This window comes from Delftia sp. (genome assembly GCF_059499305.1).
Window position 1 is genome coordinate 1 of the sequence record NZ_JCABYI010000028.1, and the last position, 20085, is coordinate 20085.

The 20085-nt window shown below is 67.6% G+C and carries 21 protein-coding genes; 14 read left to right on the plus strand and 7 right to left on the minus strand.

Going from position 1 to position 20085, the window contains the following annotated elements; all coding sequences use genetic code 11:
• The 10 genes from AC5I49_RS16300 to AC5I49_RS16345 form a co-directional block, all read left to right on the plus strand.
• On the plus strand, window positions 1-1487 hold a 1487-nt coding region (locus tag AC5I49_RS16300; protein ID WP_495789616.1), incomplete at its 5' end, for a type VI secretion system Vgr family protein.
• Between the two features lie 15 nt (window positions 1488-1502).
• A complete protein-coding gene (locus AC5I49_RS16305) occupies window positions 1503-1844 on the plus strand; it encodes a PAAR domain-containing protein (protein ID WP_026062371.1) in 342 nt (113 codons plus the stop codon).
• Between the two features lie 6 nt (window positions 1845-1850).
• The gene (locus tag AC5I49_RS16310) at window positions 1851-2459 is read left to right on the plus strand and encodes a DUF4123 domain-containing protein (RefSeq protein ID WP_016453940.1); all 609 of its coding nucleotides are present in this window, start codon (window positions 1851-1853) and stop codon (window positions 2457-2459) included.
• A 20-nt stretch (window positions 2460-2479) separates the two neighbouring features.
• Window positions 2480-2860 (plus strand): hypothetical protein, encoded by a 381-nt coding sequence (locus tag AC5I49_RS16315; protein WP_227469546.1) that lies wholly within the window; start codon window positions 2480-2482, stop codon window positions 2858-2860.
• Window positions 2857-3612 carry a hypothetical protein gene (locus tag AC5I49_RS16320; RefSeq protein ID WP_212645632.1) on the plus strand — a complete coding sequence of 252 codons (756 nt, stop codon included), beginning with the start codon at window positions 2857-2859 and terminating at the stop codon, window positions 3610-3612. Before AC5I49_RS16315 ends, AC5I49_RS16320 begins: the two co-directional genes overlap by 4 nt.
• Window positions 3613-3649: 37 nt before the next feature.
• On the plus strand, window positions 3650-4738 hold the full coding sequence (locus AC5I49_RS16325; RefSeq protein ID WP_249343434.1) for a type VI immunity family protein: 1089 nt from the start codon (window positions 3650-3652) through the stop codon (window positions 4736-4738).
• A 34-nt stretch (window positions 4739-4772) separates the two neighbouring features.
• Window positions 4773-5867 carry a type VI immunity family protein gene (locus AC5I49_RS16330; RefSeq protein WP_212645634.1) on the plus strand — a complete coding sequence of 365 codons (1095 nt, stop codon included), beginning with the start codon at window positions 4773-4775 and terminating at the stop codon, window positions 5865-5867.
• On the plus strand, window positions 5868-6401 hold the full coding sequence (locus AC5I49_RS16335) for a hypothetical protein (protein ID WP_495789617.1): 534 nt from the start codon (window positions 5868-5870) through the stop codon (window positions 6399-6401).
• Window positions 6402-6560: 159 nt separating this feature from the next.
• Window positions 6561-7385: a YecA/YgfB family protein gene (locus AC5I49_RS16340; RefSeq protein WP_016450524.1), complete on the plus strand. Its 825-nt coding sequence runs from the start codon at window positions 6561-6563 to the stop codon at window positions 7383-7385.
• A gap of 33 nt (window positions 7386-7418) precedes the next feature.
• Window positions 7419-7733, plus strand: coding sequence for a helix-turn-helix domain-containing protein (locus AC5I49_RS16345; protein ID WP_012202639.1), 315 nt, complete (start codon window positions 7419-7421; stop codon window positions 7731-7733).
• Here AC5I49_RS16345 and AC5I49_RS16350 read toward each other — a convergent pair.
• From AC5I49_RS16350 to AC5I49_RS16370, 5 genes are all read right to left on the minus strand, one after another.
• Window positions 7714-8205 (minus strand): CinA family protein, encoded by a 492-nt coding sequence (locus AC5I49_RS16350; protein WP_013804726.1) that lies wholly within the window; start codon window positions 8203-8205, stop codon window positions 7714-7716. The genes AC5I49_RS16345 and AC5I49_RS16350 overlap by 20 nt on opposite strands.
• Window positions 8206-8215: 10 nt before the next feature.
• Complete coding sequence (locus AC5I49_RS16355; protein WP_026062211.1) at window positions 8216-8716, minus strand: phosphatidylglycerophosphatase A family protein; 501 nt, start codon at window positions 8714-8716, stop codon at window positions 8216-8218.
• Window positions 8717-8846: 130 nt separating this feature from the next.
• The gene (locus AC5I49_RS16360; protein WP_495789618.1) at window positions 8847-10499 is read right to left on the minus strand and encodes a DUF4139 domain-containing protein; all 1653 of its coding nucleotides are present in this window, start codon (window positions 10497-10499) and stop codon (window positions 8847-8849) included.
• 38 nt (window positions 10500-10537) lie between these two features.
• The gene (thiL, locus tag AC5I49_RS16365) at window positions 10538-11503 is read right to left on the minus strand and encodes a thiamine-phosphate kinase (RefSeq protein WP_495789619.1); all 966 of its coding nucleotides are present in this window, start codon (window positions 11501-11503) and stop codon (window positions 10538-10540) included.
• 65 nt (window positions 11504-11568) lie between these two features.
• Window positions 11569-12468 (minus strand): LysR family transcriptional regulator, encoded by a 900-nt coding sequence (locus AC5I49_RS16370; protein WP_392442884.1) that lies wholly within the window; start codon window positions 12466-12468, stop codon window positions 11569-11571.
• 70 nt (window positions 12469-12538) lie between these two features.
• Between AC5I49_RS16370 and AC5I49_RS16375 the strand changes: the two genes are divergently transcribed.
• The 4 genes from AC5I49_RS16375 (at window position 12539) to AC5I49_RS16390 (ending at window position 17634) form a co-directional block, all read left to right on the plus strand.
• Complete coding sequence (locus tag AC5I49_RS16375; RefSeq protein ID WP_495789620.1) at window positions 12539-13987, plus strand: acyclic terpene utilization AtuA family protein; 1449 nt, start codon at window positions 12539-12541, stop codon at window positions 13985-13987.
• Window positions 13984-14355 carry an AtuA-related protein gene (locus tag AC5I49_RS16380; RefSeq protein WP_013804720.1) on the plus strand — a complete coding sequence of 124 codons (372 nt, stop codon included), beginning with the start codon at window positions 13984-13986 and terminating at the stop codon, window positions 14353-14355. The genes AC5I49_RS16375 and AC5I49_RS16380 overlap by 4 nt, the downstream gene beginning before the upstream one ends.
• A gap of 48 nt (window positions 14356-14403) precedes the next feature.
• Entirely contained in the window at window positions 14404-15390 is a 987-nt protein-coding gene (locus tag AC5I49_RS16385) for a Bug family tripartite tricarboxylate transporter substrate binding protein (RefSeq protein ID WP_016450608.1), read from the plus strand.
• 123 nt (window positions 15391-15513) lie between these two features.
• On the plus strand, window positions 15514-17634 hold the full coding sequence (locus tag AC5I49_RS16390) for an alpha/beta hydrolase domain-containing protein (protein ID WP_495789621.1): 2121 nt from the start codon (window positions 15514-15516) through the stop codon (window positions 17632-17634).
• A gap of 20 nt (window positions 17635-17654) precedes the next feature.
• Here the strand turns inward: AC5I49_RS16390 and AC5I49_RS16395 are convergent, their stop codons facing one another.
• Window positions 17655-18779, minus strand: a complete 1125-nt coding sequence (locus AC5I49_RS16395; protein ID WP_013804717.1) for a YbdK family carboxylate-amine ligase — start codon at window positions 18777-18779, stop codon at window positions 17655-17657.
• A complete protein-coding gene (locus AC5I49_RS16400) occupies window positions 18769-20031 on the minus strand; it encodes a cation:proton antiporter (protein ID WP_016450606.1) in 1263 nt (420 codons plus the stop codon). The genes AC5I49_RS16395 and AC5I49_RS16400 overlap by 11 nt, the downstream gene beginning before the upstream one ends.
• Between the last annotated feature and the right edge of the window lie 54 nt (window positions 20032-20085).

A 20085-nucleotide genomic window follows, 5' to 3' on the forward strand; every position in this document is an offset into this window, starting at 1 on the left:
CCTTCAGCCTCTACAACTACCCGCGTGGTGACCAGAACCGGCAGTACCTGATCACGGGCCTGAGCTACCACCTGAAAGAAAACCCTCGCGTCAGCGCGATCTCCAGCGTACGTGGCGTCCCATCCGCATCGAGTACCCGGGACGGCGCCAAGGAAGAAGGCTCCTTCCAGCGCTACGAGCTGCAGGCCCAGCCCACGGATCTTGCCTTCAAGCCGCCGCGCACCACGCCCAAGCCGCGCACCACGGGGCCGCAGACGGCCATTGTCGTGGGCCCGGCCGGGCAGGAAATCTGGACCGACGAATACGGCCGCATCAAGGTGCAGTTCCACTGGGACCGGCTGGGCAGCAAGGACCAGAACTCCAGCTGCTGGATCCGCGTGGCCACCAACTGGGCAGGCCCGGGCTTTGGCGCCATCTCGATCCCCCGCATAGGGCATGAGGTGGTGGTGGACTTCCTCAACGGCGACCCGGACTATCCCATCGTCACGGGCTGCGTCTACAACGCGGCCAACATGCCGCCCTGGGCGCTGCCGGCCAATGCCACGCAATCGGGCATCAAGACCCGATCGAGCAAGGATGGCAACCCGGGGTCAGGCATGAAGAACGGCCAGGGCGACGCCAACGCCATCCGCTTCGAGGACAAGGCGGGCGCCGAACAGCTGTGGCTGCACGCGCAAAAGGACCAGCTCACCGAAGTCGAGAACGACGAGGACAAATGGGTGGGCAACGACCGGCGCAAGACCATCGACCGGGACGAGACCAGCGTCATCCACCGCGACCGCACCGAGACCGTGGACCGCAACGAGAAGATCGATGTCCACGGCTGGCGCACGGAGGTGGTGGACCTGGACGAGACCCTCACCGTCCACCAGAACCGCACGCGCACGGTGGACCTGGATGAAAGCATCCGCATCTGCAAGAACCGCACGAAAACCGTGGATGCCAATGGACGCGACAGCATCGGCCGCAACTGGACCCTGGCCACGGGGCGCATGAAATCCGAAACCGTGGGCATCGGCTACACCCAGGGCACGGGCCTGTTCAAGATGGTCACCGTGGGGTGTGCCTACAACCTCAACGTAGGCGCGGTGCTGATGAGCAACGTGGGTGTCCTGCGAAGCGACAGCGTGGGGATGGACTGGAGCCGGACCGTGGGGCGCAACCGCAGCGCGCAGGTTGGAAGCGATGAAGGCCTCATCGTGGGCAACAACCGCAGCAGCACCATCCAGAACAACGACAGCACCGAGGTAGGGCAGGACCAGGCGGTCAACGTCGGCAACGACCACGCGCTGCGGGTGGGCGCCAACAGCCTGGTCGATGCGGGCGGACAGCTGGCCCTGGCGGCGGGCACCACGCTGACGGTCGATGGGCAACAGGTCATCGTCACCGGCACCCGAAGCATCCGGCTGCAATCGGGGGCGAGCTCCATCGAGATCTCTCCGGCCATGGTCGAGATCAAGTCGCCGCTGGTGAAGATCAACTGCTGAACCCGGGACACTCGCATGGGACAACCTGCAGCAAGAGTGGGCGACATGCATGCCTGTCCCGCCCACGGGGGCGGGGCCATTCTCTCCGGCCAGGCCGATGTGCTCATCGGCGGCATGCCGGCGGCCAGGGTCACGGACCAGGCGCTGTGCCCCCGTTCGCCGCCCGACGCCATTGCCGAAGGCGAAGCCACGGTACTGATCGGCGGCAGGCCCGCAGCCCGCATGGGGGACAGGACCGTGCACGGCGGCGTGGTCGTCTCGGGCTGCACCACCGTCTGGATCGGTGCGAATGCGGGCCGGTGCCTGGCCGAAGCCGCGCAATCGGGGGCCGCCTTCGTGTCGGCCATGGAGGACTGAATCGCCATGTCCACCTTGATCCCCCCAGGCCCCGGCACGCCGGACGACCTCCAGATGGCACGCCAGGCAGTGCTCGAAAAGGTGGCGGCGACCTATGACGGCCTGCTCTACGCCATCGTGGACGCGGCGGCGGATGAGCACCTGCATGACGCCATCCTGGCCGAGCCGCCGCAGTCCGGCATCACCTGCCTGTATGACGGCATGCCCGCCGCCCGCTATGCGCGCTACGCGCCCTATCTCATGCGGGTGCATGCAGGCAGTCCGCTGTTCCAGCGCTGGCCGCATGAAGGCTGGCAGGCGCACTGGGGCATTTTCCTGATCAGCCGGTTGCCGGCCCCTGCGCTCAAGCGCCATCTCAAGCGGTTTCTGCAGGCCAGGGGAGACGGCGGCCAGCGGCTGTGGCTGCGCTTTTACGACCCGCGCGTGCTGCCTCGCCTGCTGGCGCAGTTCGACCCGGCGCATCTGGGGGACTGGTTCCGCGGCCACAGCATCCTCGCCTGCCTGGCACCGCATCCCGAGGGGATCTGGGTCGGCATGGCGCAACGCAAGTTTCTGGACCACGTCACAGGCCTGGCGCGCCTGGACAACAGGCAATGGGAGGTGTCTTCGCCATGATGGAAATTTCAACCCTGGAAATGCAGCGCACGCTGCGCCGCAACCTCGTGCCCAGCGAAGAAGGGATTGCCGCCATCGTGCGGCAGACCTGCCATCTCAGCGAGCAGGATTGGCCGCATGACAGGCTGCTGGCCCATACCCGGCGAGGCCTTGACCGCGCGGTGGGCTGGGGCCTGTCGACGCCGGACGATGTCATCGGCTTCCTGGCCTTGCGCCACCAGTTTGGCGAGCGCTTCGACGAGTTTCCCGCCGTGCGCAAATTTCTCTCGCGCACCGACCTGCCGCCTGACGGCCGCATCCAGTTGATGATGCTTGAGCTGCCGATGGGGATCTGGGACGTGGTGCGGCGGCGCACGCCTGCGGGCGAGTCCTCCTCGCCCCTCGGCGGGCCTGGCGCATGAGCTGCGAACAACTGGTCCCCGCCTTCATTGCCCTCAATCGCCTGAAGCGGTCCAGGGACCTGTGCAAGGCCGTCGTGCTTGTGGGCTTCAACAAGGTATGCGGCACCCGGGACTTCGACAACGAACTGGACCGCAGGGCGCTGTGCGAGCTGTTTTGCTGCTGCATGACCGGCGGCCTGGGCCAGCGCTGCGTGGCCGGCGTGGTCATGCAGGCCGACGGGTTTGAAGGCTACCGGGGCTACTACAAGCAGGAAGTGCCGTACCTGAACAAGGCCCCCGTCATGTCGCGCAGGGAGCCCGTACGACCCACGCGCAGCCGGCCTGCGGGCTCGCGCATCCCGGATGTGGTCGTGGTGAAGAACCCGCGCCTTCCGCCTGTGCTGGACAACGTGCAGCGGGTCTATGAGATGAAATTCCCGGGGGATAAATTTTCTTCAGAATTTGGGCCAGACGGCAAGATACAGTTTCAGGCATATAGCGACATTTTTAAAGAAAAGTTTTTCAAGGATGCCTTAGACGCAGGAAGTTGTGCTTGCGAAGGCGATGGAGAAACGACGAACGAAGGCGTATTGAACCAAGCAATGCGATGGCAGGCCAACAGAGAAAAGGAAATTTATTTGGCAGAACGGGTAAATGCGGATACGGCAGCAGCAATTGGGGCTGCGGCCGGTGCGTCCGCATTGGGGCGTGTACTCCGAGGTGTAGGTGCGGTGGGAACCGCACTGGCAAGAGTCCTCGGCGTGACATTTTGAAGCAATGGCTTCGGTACGGTCAGATATGGAGATGGATATGGCTAAAGACTTTAATAAACCTTTAAGCACCAAAGAACTGCAAAAAGCTACCGTGGCGACTATGGATATTCTGAAAGCGATGGTATTACAGAATAGATTTGGACGTATTTGCGCAAGAGCTGGGTGGACCATCGAAATGGTGTTCCATGAAGGGGATTCACTGGCCGTACGTGAGCGTGCATGGAAAGTGATTGATCTGTTTTGTGAGGTTGTTGGCGCAGACAAGCTTGCAATATGGTGGGGTCTGGCGCCTATGTCACTGACCAGCAAGCAAGCACAAGCGAGAATTGCCAAACACAAGCCGAGTACGCTTAACAATCCCGAAGGGTTTGCGATGATTTTTGATCTAGCTTCGGGAAATCCAAAGCCACCAGATGACTGGGTTGAAAATGCTCAAGACTTTCGACTTCACTGCCGTATAAACAACGATGAAGGTATTTGGCTACATGACCGCCATATCTCGCCTGGCATAGGTCCTGCCATGTCTTTCATTCGCATGGCGTTTCCCGCATGGTGGATTCTGGGTCAGCCGCCCGAGCGCAATGTGGGCCGGATCACCTCCCAGGTGGTGGAATTAATGCAACCCTTCTGGGCTATTGCCGGGTGGGGTGTCATTCCTGCAGTGGAAGAACGCAATATTGGACCCGATGGCAAGGGCCAGCAGGTGCTGTATCCCTATCTGAAGCGGTTCCCAGGATTGAATGCCATAGGAAGTCTTGCATTGTTCGATCATGACTTCAACAACGCCATGTACAGCATCAACTGGCTGAGTTTTGTCAGCGATGCCTTGCTGGAAAAACTGGGCGGGCGAGAGGCCGTGCGAAAGCAGGTGGAGGCCAGTCAGTATCTTTCGGCCGGGGATGTGGGCAACTGCCTGGGAATCCGTGCGGGAGACTTTCCTGGTCTGGGGGATATGGATCAAGGACTGACGCTGCCCGCCTTTGGCGAGGCGGCGCGCCTGCTCAAGCCTGTTCGCGCCAGATCCCGGCTCAACAACTTCATCGGCCCACCGCCTTCGGGCTCCAATGATGAACATGCGTGGCTGCTGGCATGCGATGCCTATATGAGTCGGTTTGATTTTTTCTGATTTCCGGGGATTATTAAGGAGTGGAGGAGCGGCAATGGATGCAAGACATGACTTCGACTGGCCATCAGTCAATGAAAAATCGGGCACCAACATGGTGGAAACACTGGATATTCTCAAGGGGATGGCGTTGCAGGATAGATTTGGATGTATTTGCGCACGAGCAGGCTGGACCATTGAAATGGTATTTCATGAAGGAGATTCTCTGGCTGTGCGTGAGCGTGCATGGAAGGTGGTTGATCTCTTTTGTGAGGCTGTCGGTAAAGAGAAGCTGGTTTACTGGCATGATGGTATGCCGGCTAGATTAATCAGTAGTGCGGCGCAGAAGAAACTGACCACGAAGAAGCAAAAGAGCCTGGATAATCCTAAAGGTTATGCAATGATGTTTCACTTGGCCTCTGGCTCGCCAAAGCCGCCGGAAGCGTGGACGGATAATGCACAAAACTTTCGTCTTCGCTGTTGCATAGCTAACGAAGAGTTCACATGGCCACATGACCGGCACACCTCCCCTGGAATAGGTCCTTCCATGTCTTTCATTCGCATGGCATTTCCCGCGTGGTGGATCATCAACCAGCCGCCAGAAAGCAATGTGGGTCGCATTACCTCTCAGGTGGTGGAATTGATGCAACCCTTCTGGGCCATTGCAGGGTGGGGGGTCATGTCAACGGTTGAAGAACGAAATATCGGACCTATTAGCCAAGGGCAGCAAGTACTTTATCCCTATTTGCAGCGGTTTCCTGGATTGAATGCCTTGGGCAGCCTTGCGTTGATAAGCCATGACTTCAACAACGCCATGTACAGTATCAATTGGCTCAGTTTTGTCAGTGATGCCTTGCTGGAAAAACTGGGCGGACGGGAGGCAGTGCGTAAGCAGGTTGAGGCCAGCCAATACCTTTCTGCCGGAGATGTGGGCAACTGCCTGGGAATTCGTGCAGGAGATTTTCCGGGGCTGGGGGACATGGATAAGGGACTGACACTGCCGGCCTTTGGCGAGGCGGCGCGTCTGCTCAAGCCTGTCCGTGCCAAATCCCGGCTCAATGACTTTATCGGTGCCCCGCCATCAGGATCCAACGACGAAGACGCGTGGCAATTGGCATGCGACGCCTATATGCGTCGTTTTGATGAGTTCTGAATGGAAAGCACCATGAAGCCACAGCCCATCGCCCCGTTGATGGATGCCGTGTTGCGCACGCTGGGACGGCACAGCCGGCAGGATTACCTGCGCCTGGCCCTGCGCCAAGCGGGATTGAGCGATGCGCAGCTGCTGAAGATCGATCACGCCCCGCCTTACCCGGTGACATGGGCGGAGACGGGGCTGGGCCTGGTCCTTCAACGCCTGGCCTGGGGCGACATGCCAGGCGCTCCGACATGGGGCGTGCACAGCGTGACCCTGGATGCGCAGCGCTGGAAGGGGACTTGGCCCATGGGCCTGGATCCGGAGACCGTGACCGCGCAGGAATTCGTCAGCCTGCTGGCCCAGGACCAGTCCGAGGCGATGTGCCTGCCCCAGATGGCCTGCTGCACGACCCGCGGTTTCGACGAGCAGACATGGGCACTGGTGGCAGTCTTTGGCGGCGCCAGCGGCGCTTTGCAGAATTTGACGATGAGCCGGGTCGGGGAATGGGTGGGGCTTTCCATGCTCCCGGCCTGGCAGGGAGCCGGGTAGCGGGTGGGCCACGTGGGCCATGTGGGGCGATAGGGCCCCGTGGGCGCCAGTTCCGACCGGGCGCCACGGACATGGCGGCGCGGCTACACTGCGGGCCATTCATTCGAGGGGCTGGCCGTGGCCGGTTCCTTCTCCCTGTTTTCCCTAGAGATTCCCGCCATGTCCAACGACGCCCACGAAGCCACCGCCCTGCCCGACGAGCCTGCCCTGACGCCCGAGGCGCTGGAGGAGCTTGACGATCTGCTCGACGAGCTGCGCACGCGCGGCGAGGAGATTCCGCAGTGGGAGTTCTGCGACGGTTTCCTGACGGCGCTGATCTGCACGCGCCGCGAGGTGCCGGCCGCCGAGTGGCTGCCCATGCTGCTGGGCGACGGCGGCACGCTGGAGGCGGCCGAGGGCCAGCCGCTGCCGCTGATGGAAGTGTTCAAGGACGCGGCGCAGCAGGCGCGCTTTCTGGAGCTGGTGGGCCTGCGCATGGACGAGATCCGCACCCAGCTGGACGCCGACGTGAAGACGCTGGAAGACGACCGCACCTTCCAGCCCGAGGCCATGGACATGCGCGGCGCCATCCTGTCGCTGCCCGAGGAAGAGCGTCCCGATGACGGCGAGATTCCTTCGTTCGGCCAGATCTGGGCGCTGGGCTTCATGTTCGTGGTCGAGAACTGGGCCGAGGAATGGGCCGCCCCGCGCGACAAGGAAGCCGCCGGCTGGCTCAACGAGGCGCTCAACGCCGTCGTGGCCCTGACCGAGGACGACACCGGCAAGCCCGAAGTCTGCATGTACGACGAGGACGGCCCCGCCAGCACCAGCCAGGAGCGCGTGGAGCAGTTCGGCGAGGCCATCTGGGCGCTGTACGACCTGCGCCAGATCTGGAAGAGCATGGGCCCGCGCCAGGAAACCATCGTCAAGGGCGAGCAGCCGGGCCGCAACGACCCCTGCCCCTGCGGCAGCGGCAAGAAGTTCAAGAAGTGCCACGGCGCCTGAGCGCCCGCGCCACAGGCTTTGGATGCACGGGCCATGAGACATATCGGTGAACGCATACGCGCCCGCCGCGCCGAACTGGGCATGACCCAGGGCCGGCTGGCCGAGGCGGCGGGCATCACGGCCTCGGCCGTGTCGCAGATCGAATCGGGGGCCATCCGCACCCTCAAGAACGACACCCTGGCCCGCGTGGCCCTGGCGCTGCAGACCACGGCGCTGGAGTTGACGGCGGGGCTTGAAGACGACAACGCGCCGCTGCCCGTGGACGAGCAGCGCCTGCTGGAAAGCTACCGCGCCCTGCCTGCACCGCTGCAGGAGATCGCGCACCGGCTCATAAAAGCCTTGCGCTGATCAGCGCATTGAGGCGCTGCAAGGCGTGTGCCACGGTGGCCTGGCGCACGGCGGCGCGGTCGCCGTCAAAGCGCACGCATTCGCTGTGCGTGGTGCCGTACACGTTCCAGCCGAACCAGACCGTGCCCACGGGCTTGGCGGCGCTGCCGCCGCCCGGCCCGGCCACGCCTGTCACGGCCACGCTGCACTGCGCGCGTGAGTGGGCGATGGCGCCTTCGGCCATGGCGCGCGCCACGGGCTCGCTCACTGCGCCGTGTTCGGCGATCAGCGCCTCGGGCACGCCCAGCAGGTCGTGCTTGGCCGCGTTGGAGTAGCTGACAAGGCCGCGCTCGAACCATTCGCTGGAGCCGGCGCGGTCCGTGCAGGCCGCAGCGATCATGCCGCCCGTGCAGCTCTCGGCCGTGGCCAGCATCCAGCCGCGCTGCAGCAGCAGGCCTGCCAGGGTTTCGACGAGTTCGTTGGATGCGCTCATGCCAGCTCCTTCAGCCGATGAAATGGCGCCACAGGGCGATGACCAGCAGCGTGCAGAAGGCGGCCACCAGGTCATCGAACATGATCCCCCAGCCGCCGCGCCAGCCGAAGCCCTTGAAGCACCGGTCGGCCCATTTGACGGGCTGGGGCTTGGCGGCGTCGAAGAAGCGAAACAGCCCAAAGGCGATGAGCTGGCCCCAGAAGCCCGTGGGCATGACCAGCCACAGCACCAGCCAGAAGGCCACGATCTCGTCCCAGACCAGGTTGCCCGGGTCAGCCACGCGCATGTGGCGCGCCGTGACCGTGCAGGCCCACCAGCCCAGGGGAATGCTGCCCGCGATCAGCAGGCCGATCTGCTGGGGCGTGAACCAGTGCTGCAGCAGCAGGAAGGACAGCCAGGCCCACAGCGTGCCCACGGTGCCGGGCGCGATGCGCCCCAGCCCCGAGCCCAGCCCCATGGCGATGAAGTGGGCCGGGTGGGACATCATGAATTCCAGCGTGGGGCGTGCCATGCCGCCCTGCGGCGGGCCTTCCGGTGGGCGCGCCGCAGAGGCAAAGGTGGGGGTAGCAGGATCGCCGGAAACCTCCGGCCGCAGCGGCGCGTCACTCATGGGGCCAGATCATAAGCGCGGCCCTGGTGCTTCACTGACGCTCTTCGACCGCCAGATCCTGCGGATGGCGGATCTGGTGGCGGGCCTCGAAGCTGGCGCTGGCGCCAGCGGCCAGCGGCTGCTGCCAGGCGATCATGCCGTTGCGGTCGTTCCAGCGCGTGGTGGACGGCTGCGGGTTGTATTGGGACTGCACGCGGATCTGCTCGTTGCGCGAGACGGGTGCGGCGTCCACCACCTGCAGCTCGATGGCGCGGTCGTGGCGGTTGTCCACCTGGAAGCGCCGCGTGACCTGGCGTTCGGTGCTGCTGCTGAGCAGGCCGCCGCTGCCCGTGGCCGAGTCCACGGGCAGGTTGCGCACCACCACCTTGTCGTCACGGCCGAAGGACAGGCCCTGGGCCAGCGCGGCGGCGTTGCCGAAGTCCAGCCGGCCCTGGCCGGCGAAGGCGCCTTCGCGGAACAGGGCCACGGGGCCTGCGGGCCAGACACCGGCCGGCACGGCCAGCTGGGCCACCAGGTAGGCGGCCTCTTCCACGGCGGGCGCCGTGCGCGTGAGCAGGGTGGCCGGCAGGTTGTGCGAGCCCAGGGCCAGGGTCACGCGCTCGCTGCTGGAGGGCACGCTGATGCGGTAGGGCACGGAGAACTGCGTGGCGTAGGCGGTGTTGAGGCTGGCGACATCGAGCACCGGCAGTTCGGCGGCCTCGCCGGCCGCCCCGGGCTTGCGGGCGCGCTCCAGCATCATCGCAGGGGCCGCCGGGGCCGGCGCTGGCGCAGGGGCCATGGCGGCCACGGGGCGGGGCCGTTCCACATCCAGCGTCCAGGGATTGGGCAGGCGCGCCTGCGTGCTGCGCGAAGGCTGGCCGGTGGATAGCAGCAGCTGCACCTGGCTCCAGTCCTCGCCGCTGTTCTGGGCCACCAGGGCCAGGCGTTCGATGGCCACCGTGCCCTTGGCCGGGTCCAGCTGGGCGCGGTAGGTGGGCTGCCAGCTCGGGCCGCGCACCTGGTAGGTGAGCTGCACATTGGCATCGGCCGGGCTGGCCAGTTGCACGGTGACCTTCATCACCTGGGCGTTGCCTGCGCCCGTGCGGTCGCGTTCGAGCTGCAGCGGCCTGAGCTGCTCCTGCAGCGCCTGCTTTTGCCGCAGGATCTGGTGGGCGCGCAGCGTGTTGCCACGGCTGGTGCTGCGCAGCGCCTCGGTGGCGGCGCCCAGCTGGCTGGCGGCGGGCAGGGCGGGGGCTTTGGCGTCATCGCCGGGCTTGGCCAGGCCCTGCAGGTAGTCGCCCACGAGCTTGGCGGCGGACTCGTCGGCCTCCAGCGCGGCCAGCTGGTCTTCCAGCGTGCGGATCTGCTGCTCCAGCGGGCTGGCGCAGGCCTTGGAGGCCAGTTCGCGCGGCTGCGACTGCAGCTTGTAGTCGCCCAGGCGCACGCCGGCATCGGCGCTGACCTGCAGGCTCTGCGGGTCGATGGAGCCCGGCAGGCACTCGAACACCAGCTGGCGCGTGGCGGCCGTGATGCGCGCCGTGCGCTCCACCGAGGCCACGCCCGCATACAGGGTGACGCGCGCGATGGGGGCGCGGGCGATGGTGGCTTCCTGGGCTTGTGCCTGGGCCTGGACCGGGGTGCCTGCCAGCAGGAAGCAGGCGGCTGCCAGGGCAGAGAGGGCGGGCAGGGCGGAGCGTTGAACCATGGGCAGTCCTTCTCGGATGAAAGTGGTTTGGCGCGGCGTCAGGCCGCAGCGAAGTGGTCGAATGAGGTCCACCGGGGCGCCATGGCCGCTCCGTCCGGGCCGATCAGCCGCAGGCCGGGCTGCTCCTCGATGCAGCCGATGCGCGTGACGCGCGTGGCGCTGTCGCGGCCTGCGAACTGCACGGCATCGCGCCGGTCGGCCGGGGCCGTGAAGCACAGCTCGTAGTCGTCGCCGCCGGACAGGGTGCACTGGTGCAGCAGGTCGATGGCCAGGGGCGTGTGCCTGCCGGCATCGAGCAGCGGCGTGATCAGGCGCGTGTCCAGGCTGGCGCCCACGCGGGATTGCTCCAGGATGTGGCCCAGGTCGCCCAGCAGGCCGTCGCTCACATCCAGCGCGCTGCTGGCAATGCCGCGCAGCGCCTGGCCCAGGGCCACGCGCGGCGTGGGCGCTTCCAGGCGCTGGCGCGCGGCGGCCAGCGTGCCGGGTGGCAGGGTGGTGTGGCCCAGCAGGGCTTCCAGCGCCAGGCGGGCATCGCCCAGGCTGCCGCTGACCCAGATGTCGTCGCCCGCGCGCGCGCCGCTGCGCAGCAGGGCCTGGCCGGGCGGCACTTCGCCGAAGACGGTGATGCAGATGTTCAAGGGTCCCTGGGTGGTGTCGCCGCCGACCAGCTCGCAGCCGTGGGCGTCGGCCAGGGCCAGCAGGCCGGCCGCAAACGCCTCGGTCCAGGCCGCATCGGCGCGCGGCAGGGACAGGGCCAGGGTGAAGGCCAGCGGGCGCGCGCCGCAGGCCGCCAGGTCGGACAGGTTCACGGCCAGGGATTTGTGGCCCAGCAGGCGCGGGTCCACGTCGGCGAAGAAATGCCGGCCCTCGACCAGCATGTCGCTGGAGACGGCCAGCTGCATGCCCGGCGCCGGGGCGAGCAGTGCGCAGTCATCGCCCACGCCCAGGGCGGCGCGGCGCACGGGGCGCTGGAAGAAGCGGCGGATCAGGTCGAATTCACCCACGGTGGCGGCTTTCGGAGGCGGTTGGCGATCGGGCTATTGTGCTGCGAGGTTCGTGCTGCCCCGTATCAGGTGGTCTCGCCCGCACCGGGCCGATGCTCCAGCGCCAGCGCGTGGAAGGCCTGGGCGGCAGGCGACAGGCTGCGCTGGCGCCTGCGCACCAGGTACAGGTCGCGCCGGCGGTCGGCATCGGCCAGCGGGCGCGTCACCAGGCCGGGCTGCACGAAGTGGAACAGCGCCAGGGCCGGCACCACGCTGATGCCCAGGCCCGCGCGCACCATGCCCATCACGGTGGCCAGGTGCTCCACCTCCAGCAAGGTGTTGAGGGGCGGGGCCTGCTCCTGCGATTCCAGGTACTGGCGCACGCTGCTGTGGCGGGCGAGGTGGATGAAGGGCTGGTCCCGCAGGTCGGCCATGGCCGGCGCGGGCAGGGCCGCCAGCGCATGGTCGGCGCGGCAGACCAGGTGCAGCCTGTCGGCGCAGAACCATTCGGCCTGCAGCTCCTCGGTGTCGGCGCGGATGGCGGCCAGCGCCAGGTCGGCCTGGCCCGAGGCCACCTGGGCGATGCACGATTCGGACAGCAGGTCCGACACCTGCAGCTGTATGCCCGGATGGCGCGCATGGAACAGCGCCAGCACCGGCGGCAGCCAGGCCGCCGCCAGCGAAGGCAGCAGGGCGATGGACACGCGCCCGCGCTGCAGCGCCGCCGCCTCGCGCAGGCCGTGCACGGCATCGCCCAGGTCGGCGCGTATGCGCTGCGCGGCATCGAGGAACTGCGCCCCCTCCTGCGTCAGCGCCACGTGGCGCGTGCTGCGGTCGAACAGGCGCACGCCCACGCCGTCTTCAAGCCCCTTGATCAGGGCACTGAAGGCCGGCTGCGACAGATGGCAGCGCTGCGCGGCCAGGGTGAAGCTGCTGAGCTGGGCCAGGGCGATGAAGGCATCGAGCTGGCGGGAGGAGATATTCATCGGGTTTTTGGATAAGTCGATCCGAACAATCGATTTCACAGATTAGCAGCGGCTGCCTACATTGGCTCTCATGGACAACCTGGAACCCTCTCTTGCCCCGGACAGGCCCCCGCTGTGGGTGGGCTGCGCAGCCGGCTTCTCGGGCGACCGCACCGATGCCGCCGCGCCCGTGGTGCGCGCCCTGGCGGCCAGCGGCCAGAGCGCCTGCCTGATCTTCGAGACCCTGGCCGAGCGCACGCTGGCCCTGGCCCAGCTCGCGCGGCGCGAGCAGCCCGACGCGGGCTACGAACCCCTGCTGGAGGACCTGCTGGAGCCCGTGCTGGCCGACTGCCTGGCGCATGGCATACGTATCGTCAGCAACTTCGGTGCGGCGAATCCCGAAGGCGCGGCGCGCTGCATCCAGCGGCTGGCGCAGCGCCTGGGCCTGCGCGTGCCGCGCATCGCCGTGGTGCATGGCGACGATGTCAGCGGCCCGGCGTACCGCGGGGCGCTGCGGGCCGCGCTGGGCGCGGAGTTCCCCGAGGATTCGCTGGTCAGTGCCAACGCCTACATCGGCGCGCGCGCGATTGCCGAGGCCCTGCAGGCCGGCGCCGAGATCGTGGTGGCCGGCCGCGTGTCCGACCCCTCGCTGACCCTGGGGCCGGCCATGGCGCATTTCGGCTGGGCCTGGGACGACTGGGACCGCCTGGCGCGGGCCACCATGGCCGGCCACCTGCTGGAATGCGGCGCCCAGGTCACGGGCGGCTACTTCGCCGACCCGGGCTTCAAGGACGTGCAGGGCCTGGCGCGGCTGGGCTATCCCATCGCCATCATCGAGCCCTCGGGCGACTGCACCATCACCAAGCCCGAAGGCACGGGCGGCCTGGTCAGCGAACGCACGGTCAAGGAACAGCTGCTGTACGAGGTGCACGACCCGGCCGCCTACCTGACGCCCGACGTGGTGGCCGACCTGTCCGAGGCCGAGGTGCACCAGGTGGGGCCTGACGCCGTGCGCCTGAGCGGCGTGCGCGGCCATGCGCACAACGGTCACTACAAGGTCAATGTCTGCCATGCCTCGGGCTGGCTGGCCGAGGGCGAGATCTCCTATGCCGGCCCGCGCGCCCTGGAGCGCGCCCGGCTGGCCGGCGAGGTGCTGCGCGAGCGCCTGGGCGGCGAGTCCGCCGGCGACCTGCGCCTGGACTGGATCGGCGTGGCCAGCGTGCTGGGCGACGACGCCGGCCGCTGGCGCGACGCGCAGCCGGCCGGCGCAGCCGCCCCCCAGGACGTGCGCCTGCGCGCTGCCTGGCTGCGCCCCACGCAGGCCCAGGCGCGGCGCCTGCCGCGCGAGGTCAATGCGCTGTACACCTGCGGGCCGGCCGGCGGCGGCGGCGTGCGCACGGCGCTGCGCGCGCGGCTGGGCACGGTGTCATGCCTGCTGGCGCAGCAGAGCATCGCCACCGGGTGGAAGTGGGCCGAGGGAGAGATCGATAAAGGGGTCGAGAAAGAGGCCGGGAAAGAAGCCGGGGAGCACGCCGCATGAACACACTGCCAACCACGATGCCCGTCACCGTGCCGCTGTACCGCCTGGCGCACGGGCGCACGGGGGACAAGGGCAACCGCTCCAACATCAGCCTCATCGCCTGGAATGCCGCCTGCTGGCCCGTGCTGGTGGAGCAGATCACCGAAGAGCGCGTGGCCGCGCACTTCGCCGCCCGGCGCCCTGCGCGCGTGCAGCGCTTCGTGCTGCAGCGCCTGCAGGCCATGAACTGGGTGCTGGACGCGGTGCTGGACGGCGGCGTCAACGATGCGCTCAACCTCGACAGCCACGGCAAGGCGCTGTCGTACTGGCTGCTGCAGATGCAGGTCCACATACCGGCTTCGCTGCTGCCCCACCTGGCGCCGGAGTAGCCGGCAGGACCCGCCCGTCACACATTCATCACAACAAAGGAGACAGACATGAACCTTTCGCACAACTTCCCCCGCCGCCATGTGCTCGCGCTGGCCGCCTGCGCGCTGGCAGCAGCCGCCGCCGCACCGGCCCTGGCACAGGACTATCCGTCCAAGCCCATCACCTTCGTCGTGCCGTTTGCGGCCGGCAGCGCCACCGACCAGCTGGCACGGGCGCTGGGCCAGGCCGTGACCACGGCGACCAAGCAGGCCGTGGTGGTCGAGAACAAGGGCGGCGCCAGCGGCATGATCGCGGCCCAGCAGGTGGCGCGCTCGGCGGCCGATGGCTACACGGTGCTGATCACCACCAACACCACGCACGCGGCCAACCAGCATCTGTACAAGAAGCTGCCCTATGACGCGGTCAAGGACTTCGCGCCCGTGGCCGGGCTGGGCAAGGGCGGCCAGGTGCTGGTGGTGCGCGCCGATGCGCCGTACAGGAACGTGGGCGATCTGCTGGCGGCGGCGAAGAAGCAGCCGGGCAAGCTGTCGTTCGGCAGCGGCAGCTCCTCCAGCCGCGTGGCCGGTGAAATGCTCAAGCAGCTGGCCGGCGTGGACCTGATGCACGTGCCCTACAAGAGCAATCCGCTGGCCATCACCGACCTGCTGGGCGGCCAGATCGATCTGATGATCACCGACACCTCCACCGGCGTGCCCCAGGTCAAGTCGGGCAAGCTGCGCGCCCTGGGCTACTCCACCACCCAGCGCAGCCCGCAGCTGCCCGAGGTGCCCACGCTGGAGGAAGCCGGCGTCAAGGGCTATGACATGGGCTACTGGTTCGCCGCCTATGCGCCGGCCGGCACGCCCGAGGCCGTGGTGGCCCGCCTGAACCGCCTGCTGTCCGACGCCGTGCACAGCGCGGGCGCCAAGTCCTTCTTCGACATGTCCGGCTCCCAGGGCTGGACGGCCACACCGCAGGAACTGGCCGCCTTCCAGGCCGCCGAGACCCAGAAGTGGGGCCAGGTGATCAAGGCCGCCGGCATCCAGCCCGAGTAGGCCGCTCCCCCGCTCTCCCGTTCCCCGCTCTCCCGTTCCTTTTTTTCCGAACCGCCCTAGGCCGCCGCAATGCACGGCGGCCAGGGCGCAGCCTTGCCTGTGCCATGACCCCAAGGAGACAACATGCACATCAGATCCACCCATCCACTGGCCCTTGCCCTGGCCGCATCCGGCCTGCTGACCGCCTGCGGCGGCAGTGACTCGCCTGCCGGTTCGCAGGCGCCGCGCATGCAGCTGAGCATCAGCGCCACCGAGGACTTTGCCGGCAGCTACGGCAGTGTCGGCGCCTACGAAAAAGTCACCGGCGTGCTGCGCGGCGAGCTGGACCCGGCCGACCCGAAGAACGCCGTGATCCAGGACCTGGCGCTGGCGCCCCTCAATGCGCGCGGCATGGTGGAGTACAGCACCGACTTCGTCATGCTCAAGCCCAAGGACATGTCCAAGGCCAGCGGTGTGCTGCGCTATGACGCGCCCAATCGCGGCAACATCCTGACCATGCCCAACCCCACGGCCACGCCCGGCGATGCGGTCTACCTGGAGCGCGGCTACGTGCTGCTGTACTCGGCCTGGCAGGGCGATGTGCCCAAGTCCACGCCAGCGCGCCTGACGGTCACCGTGCCCGTGGCCCGCAACAAGGACGGCAGCAGCATCACGGGCAGCTACCGCACCGAGCTGGTCCCGGCCGCCGCCGTGCCCTCCATGACCCTGCCCGGCGGCGTGTTCAACGGGACCATGATCCCCTACGAGCCCGCCAGCCTGGACAACACGCAGGCCGGCTACTCGCTCACGCGCCGCATCAACGAAACCGATGCGCGCCAGACTGTGCCTGCGGGCGACTGGAAGTTCGCCAGCTGCGATGCCGCCGCCAATCCCTTCCCCGGCACACCCAGCGCCACCAATGTCTGCCTGAAGGGCGGGTTCGATCCGCAGTACCTCTACGAGCTGGTCTACGTGGCCAAGGACCCCAAGGTCATGGGCGTGGGCCTGGCCGCGCTGCGCGACACGGTGAGCTTCTTCCGCGCCAAGGCGGCCGATGCCGACGGCAAGGCCAATCCGCTGGCCGGGCGCATCACGCACACCATCGGCCAGGGCACCTCGCAGTCGGGCAATGCCATGAAGACCTTCCTGCACCTGGGCTTCAACCAGGCGCTCGATGGCGGCAAGGTCTTCGACGGCATGTATGCCCACGTGGCCGCGCGCCAGACCAACATCAACACGCGCTTTGCCGTGCCCGGCGGCGGGGGCGGCCTGCGCACCGACCACACGGCCTTCGGCCAGACCGCGCCGCGTGGCCTGGACAAGGACTACAGCGATGAGGTCAGCGGCCGCCAGGGCGGCGTGATGAAGCGCTGCGAAGCCAGCAACACCTGCCCCAAGTTCTTCCTGGGCCTGTCGGGCACGGAGTTCTGGCAGTTGCAGGGCTCGCCCGTGCTGACCGATGCCAACGGCCTGCGCGACATCGCCCAGCCCGCCAATGCCCGCATCTACTACTACGCCAGCACGCAGCACGGCGGCGCAGGCGGCACGGCCAGCATCGGCTATGCGCCCACGCGCAATGTCTATCCGGCCGGCACCGTGGTGCACTTCAACGACACGTTCCGCGCGCTGTTCATCGCGCTGGAGGACTGGGTGGTGCGCGGCACCGAGCCGCCGGCCAGCCAGGTGCCCAGGCTGGCCGACGGCACCCTGGTGCGGCCCGACAAGCTGGTCTTTCCCGCCATGAAGGGCCTGAGCTGGAGCGTGGGCGGCGTGCAGACCGCCATCCCCGAGTTCCGCTACCTGGCACGCCACAACGGCTTTGCGCTGCTCGACTTCGGCCCGCAGTACGTGCCGCAGGACGAAAGCGGCATCGCCACGCTGCAGCCGCCGCGCGCCACGGGCAAGGACTACGCCATCCTCGTGCCCCAGGTCGATGCGGCCACCGGCCTCACGCGCGCCGGCATCCGCAGCGTGGAGGCGCGGGCACCGCTGGGCACCAGCATGGAGTTCAACTACGTGGCCACGCCGGGCATCGTGGACCTGTCCAACCTCACGGGCAGCTTCATCCCCTTCCACAAGACGCGCGCGGCGCGGCTGGCGGCCGGTGACGCGCGGCCTTCACTGGAGGAGCTGTATGTCGACCAGGCCGGCTACGTGAGCGCCGTCACGGCGGCGGCCCAGGACCTGGTGCGCCAGCGCCTGCTGCTGCAGCGCGACGCCGACGCGCAGATCACCGCCGCGCGTGCGGCGGCGGTACTGCCTTGAGCCTGCGCTGAACGCAGGCTTCAGACGGCCTGGCCGCGAAAGCGCATGGCCGCCTGGCGCGAGACCTCGGCCAGCAGCTGCTCGCTGCGCTGGCGTTCGCGCAGCCAGCGGGCATCGTTGCTGCCGGCGGCCACATCGCTGCGCAGCAGATGCAGGGCGGGCGCAGCGCCGTGGCGGGCCGCGTAGTCGGCCACGGCATCCATGGTCTTGAGGATGTGGTCGGCCAGCGGCATGTGCTCGCCCGTGGCCGGGTCCACGTACACGGCCTCCAGGCCGAAGCGGCAGGCCTGGAAGCGGTTGTAGGTGTAGACCAGGTAGTCGTCCTCCACGGGCGTGAAGGGCTGGGTGTCCATGAACCAGGCGGCCAGCGCCTGCACATAGCCGGACAGGGCGGCTGCGCGCTCGATGGTCAGCGGCGTGTCGAACACGCGGATCTCGATGGTGCCGAACTCCGGCTTGGGCCGGATGTCCCAGTAGAAGTCCTTCATGCTCTTGACCACGCCCGTGCGCGTCATCTTGTCGAAGTACTGCTCGAACTCGCTCCAGTGCAGCACGCAGGGCGCGCGGCCCGACAGCGGAAAGGCGAACACCGAGTTCAGCCGCGCCGAGTCGAAGGCCGTGTCGTGGCCCTGCACGTAGGGGCTGGAGGCCGACAGCGCAATGAAGTGCGGGATGTAGCGCGACATGCGGTGCAGCATCAGCAGCGCCGCGTCGGCGTCGGGGCAGCCGATGTGCACGTGCTGGCCGAAGATGGTGAACTGCTTGGACAGGTAGCCGTACAGCTGCGACAGCTCCTGGAAGCGCGGCTTGTCGTAGATGCGCCGCTCATGCCACTGCTGGAAGGGGTGGGTGCCGCCGCCCACCACGGCGATGTTGAGCTTGTCGGCGCTTTTGACCAGCGCATCGCGGATCTGGCTGAGCTGGCCCAGCACCTCCGAGGCCGAATGGCAGACGCTGGTGGAGATCTCGATCATGCTGTTCGTCATCTCGGGCACCACGCTGCCGGGCAGCGGGTTCTTGAGCATGAGGCGCAGCATGTCCTCGGCGTAGGGGGCCAGGTCGTAGTCGTGGGTGTTGACCAGCTGCAGTTCCAGCTCCACGCCCAGGGTCAGCGGTTCGGACGAGTTGAAGGCTTCAAGACTCACGTTCATCTCCTGCGGTGTTCGAGCGGCTCAGCGGCTTCCAGGGACGGGAGCTTTCGCCGGAGCGGTAGATGGCCACAGTGGCCAGGGCGGCGCCCAGCACCTCCATCACCAAAATGGTGGGCAGGGCCACGCCTGCGATCTGCGCGCCCAGCTCGGGCGCGGCGGCCACGAACTGCGAGGCGATCAGCAGCGCCACCGATGACATGGGCGCCATGGCGCAGCCCACCCAGAAGGCCTGGCGCCAGTTGGCGCCCGTGCCCACATTGCCCACGGCCACGCCCAGGGTCTTGGCGACCAGGCGCGCCAGGATCACGGCGCCCACCACGCCGGCCACCGGCGCGCTCCAGTCGGCCTGTGCGGCCACGGTGGAGACCAGCACGAACATCAGCATGGTCAGCAGCGAGGCCGCCGTGCCCAGCTGGCGCGGCCACGCCCAGGGGCGCGGGTTGAACTGCTTGAGCAGGATGCCGCCCAGCAGCGCCGCCAGCGGCGCCGAGCCGCCCAGGTACGAGGTCAGCGGCACGCTGGCCGAGATCAGGGTGAGAAAGAGGATGGAGGTGTTCTCGCTGGCCGGACTCATGAAGCGCAGCGCCAGGCGCATCAGCACGGCCAGCACCAGGGCCACGGCCACCGAGACGCCCAAGACCACCAGCACCGGCATGATCGAGGCCACGAAGCCGGCCTTGGGCTGCGTCAGCATGCCCGCCTTGGCGCTGCCCAGGGCCAGCGCATACAGCGTGGACAGGGTGGACAGCACCAGGCCGCGATCGGTCACGGCGCCTGCGGCACGCATGTCGGCCACCACGCGCGTCAGCACCAGGGGCGAGGCCGCCATGGCCACCAGGGCCAGCGGCCCGGCCACTTCGGGGGCCATGCCCAGCCAGCCCAGCACCAGGGAGACCAGCACGTAGGTCAGCGCGGACTCGGCCACGCTTTGCACCAGCACCATGGGGTTGTGGCGGAACCAGCGCAGCGTGATGCGCCCGCCGCATTCGAACAGCACGATGGCCACGCCCAGCTCCAGCAGGAACAGCCCCGTGCCCTGCAGCGGCCAGGTGGTGTTGGCCCCAAAGCCGATCAACCCGGCAATGCCGCCGACCAGCGAGTAGCCGACCACCTTGGGCAGGGCGGCATGGCGCTGGCAGGCATAGCCGACCATGGTGGCCACGGCCAGCAGCAGGGACCACTGAACCGTGGCCAGCCCGGCCGAAGGCCGCAGCCACGGTTCCCAGAAGCTCAGCATGTCATTCATCAGCGACGTCCTTTGCGCGAGCCGGTGGCCCGCAAGCGAAGCTCCGCAAGGCCT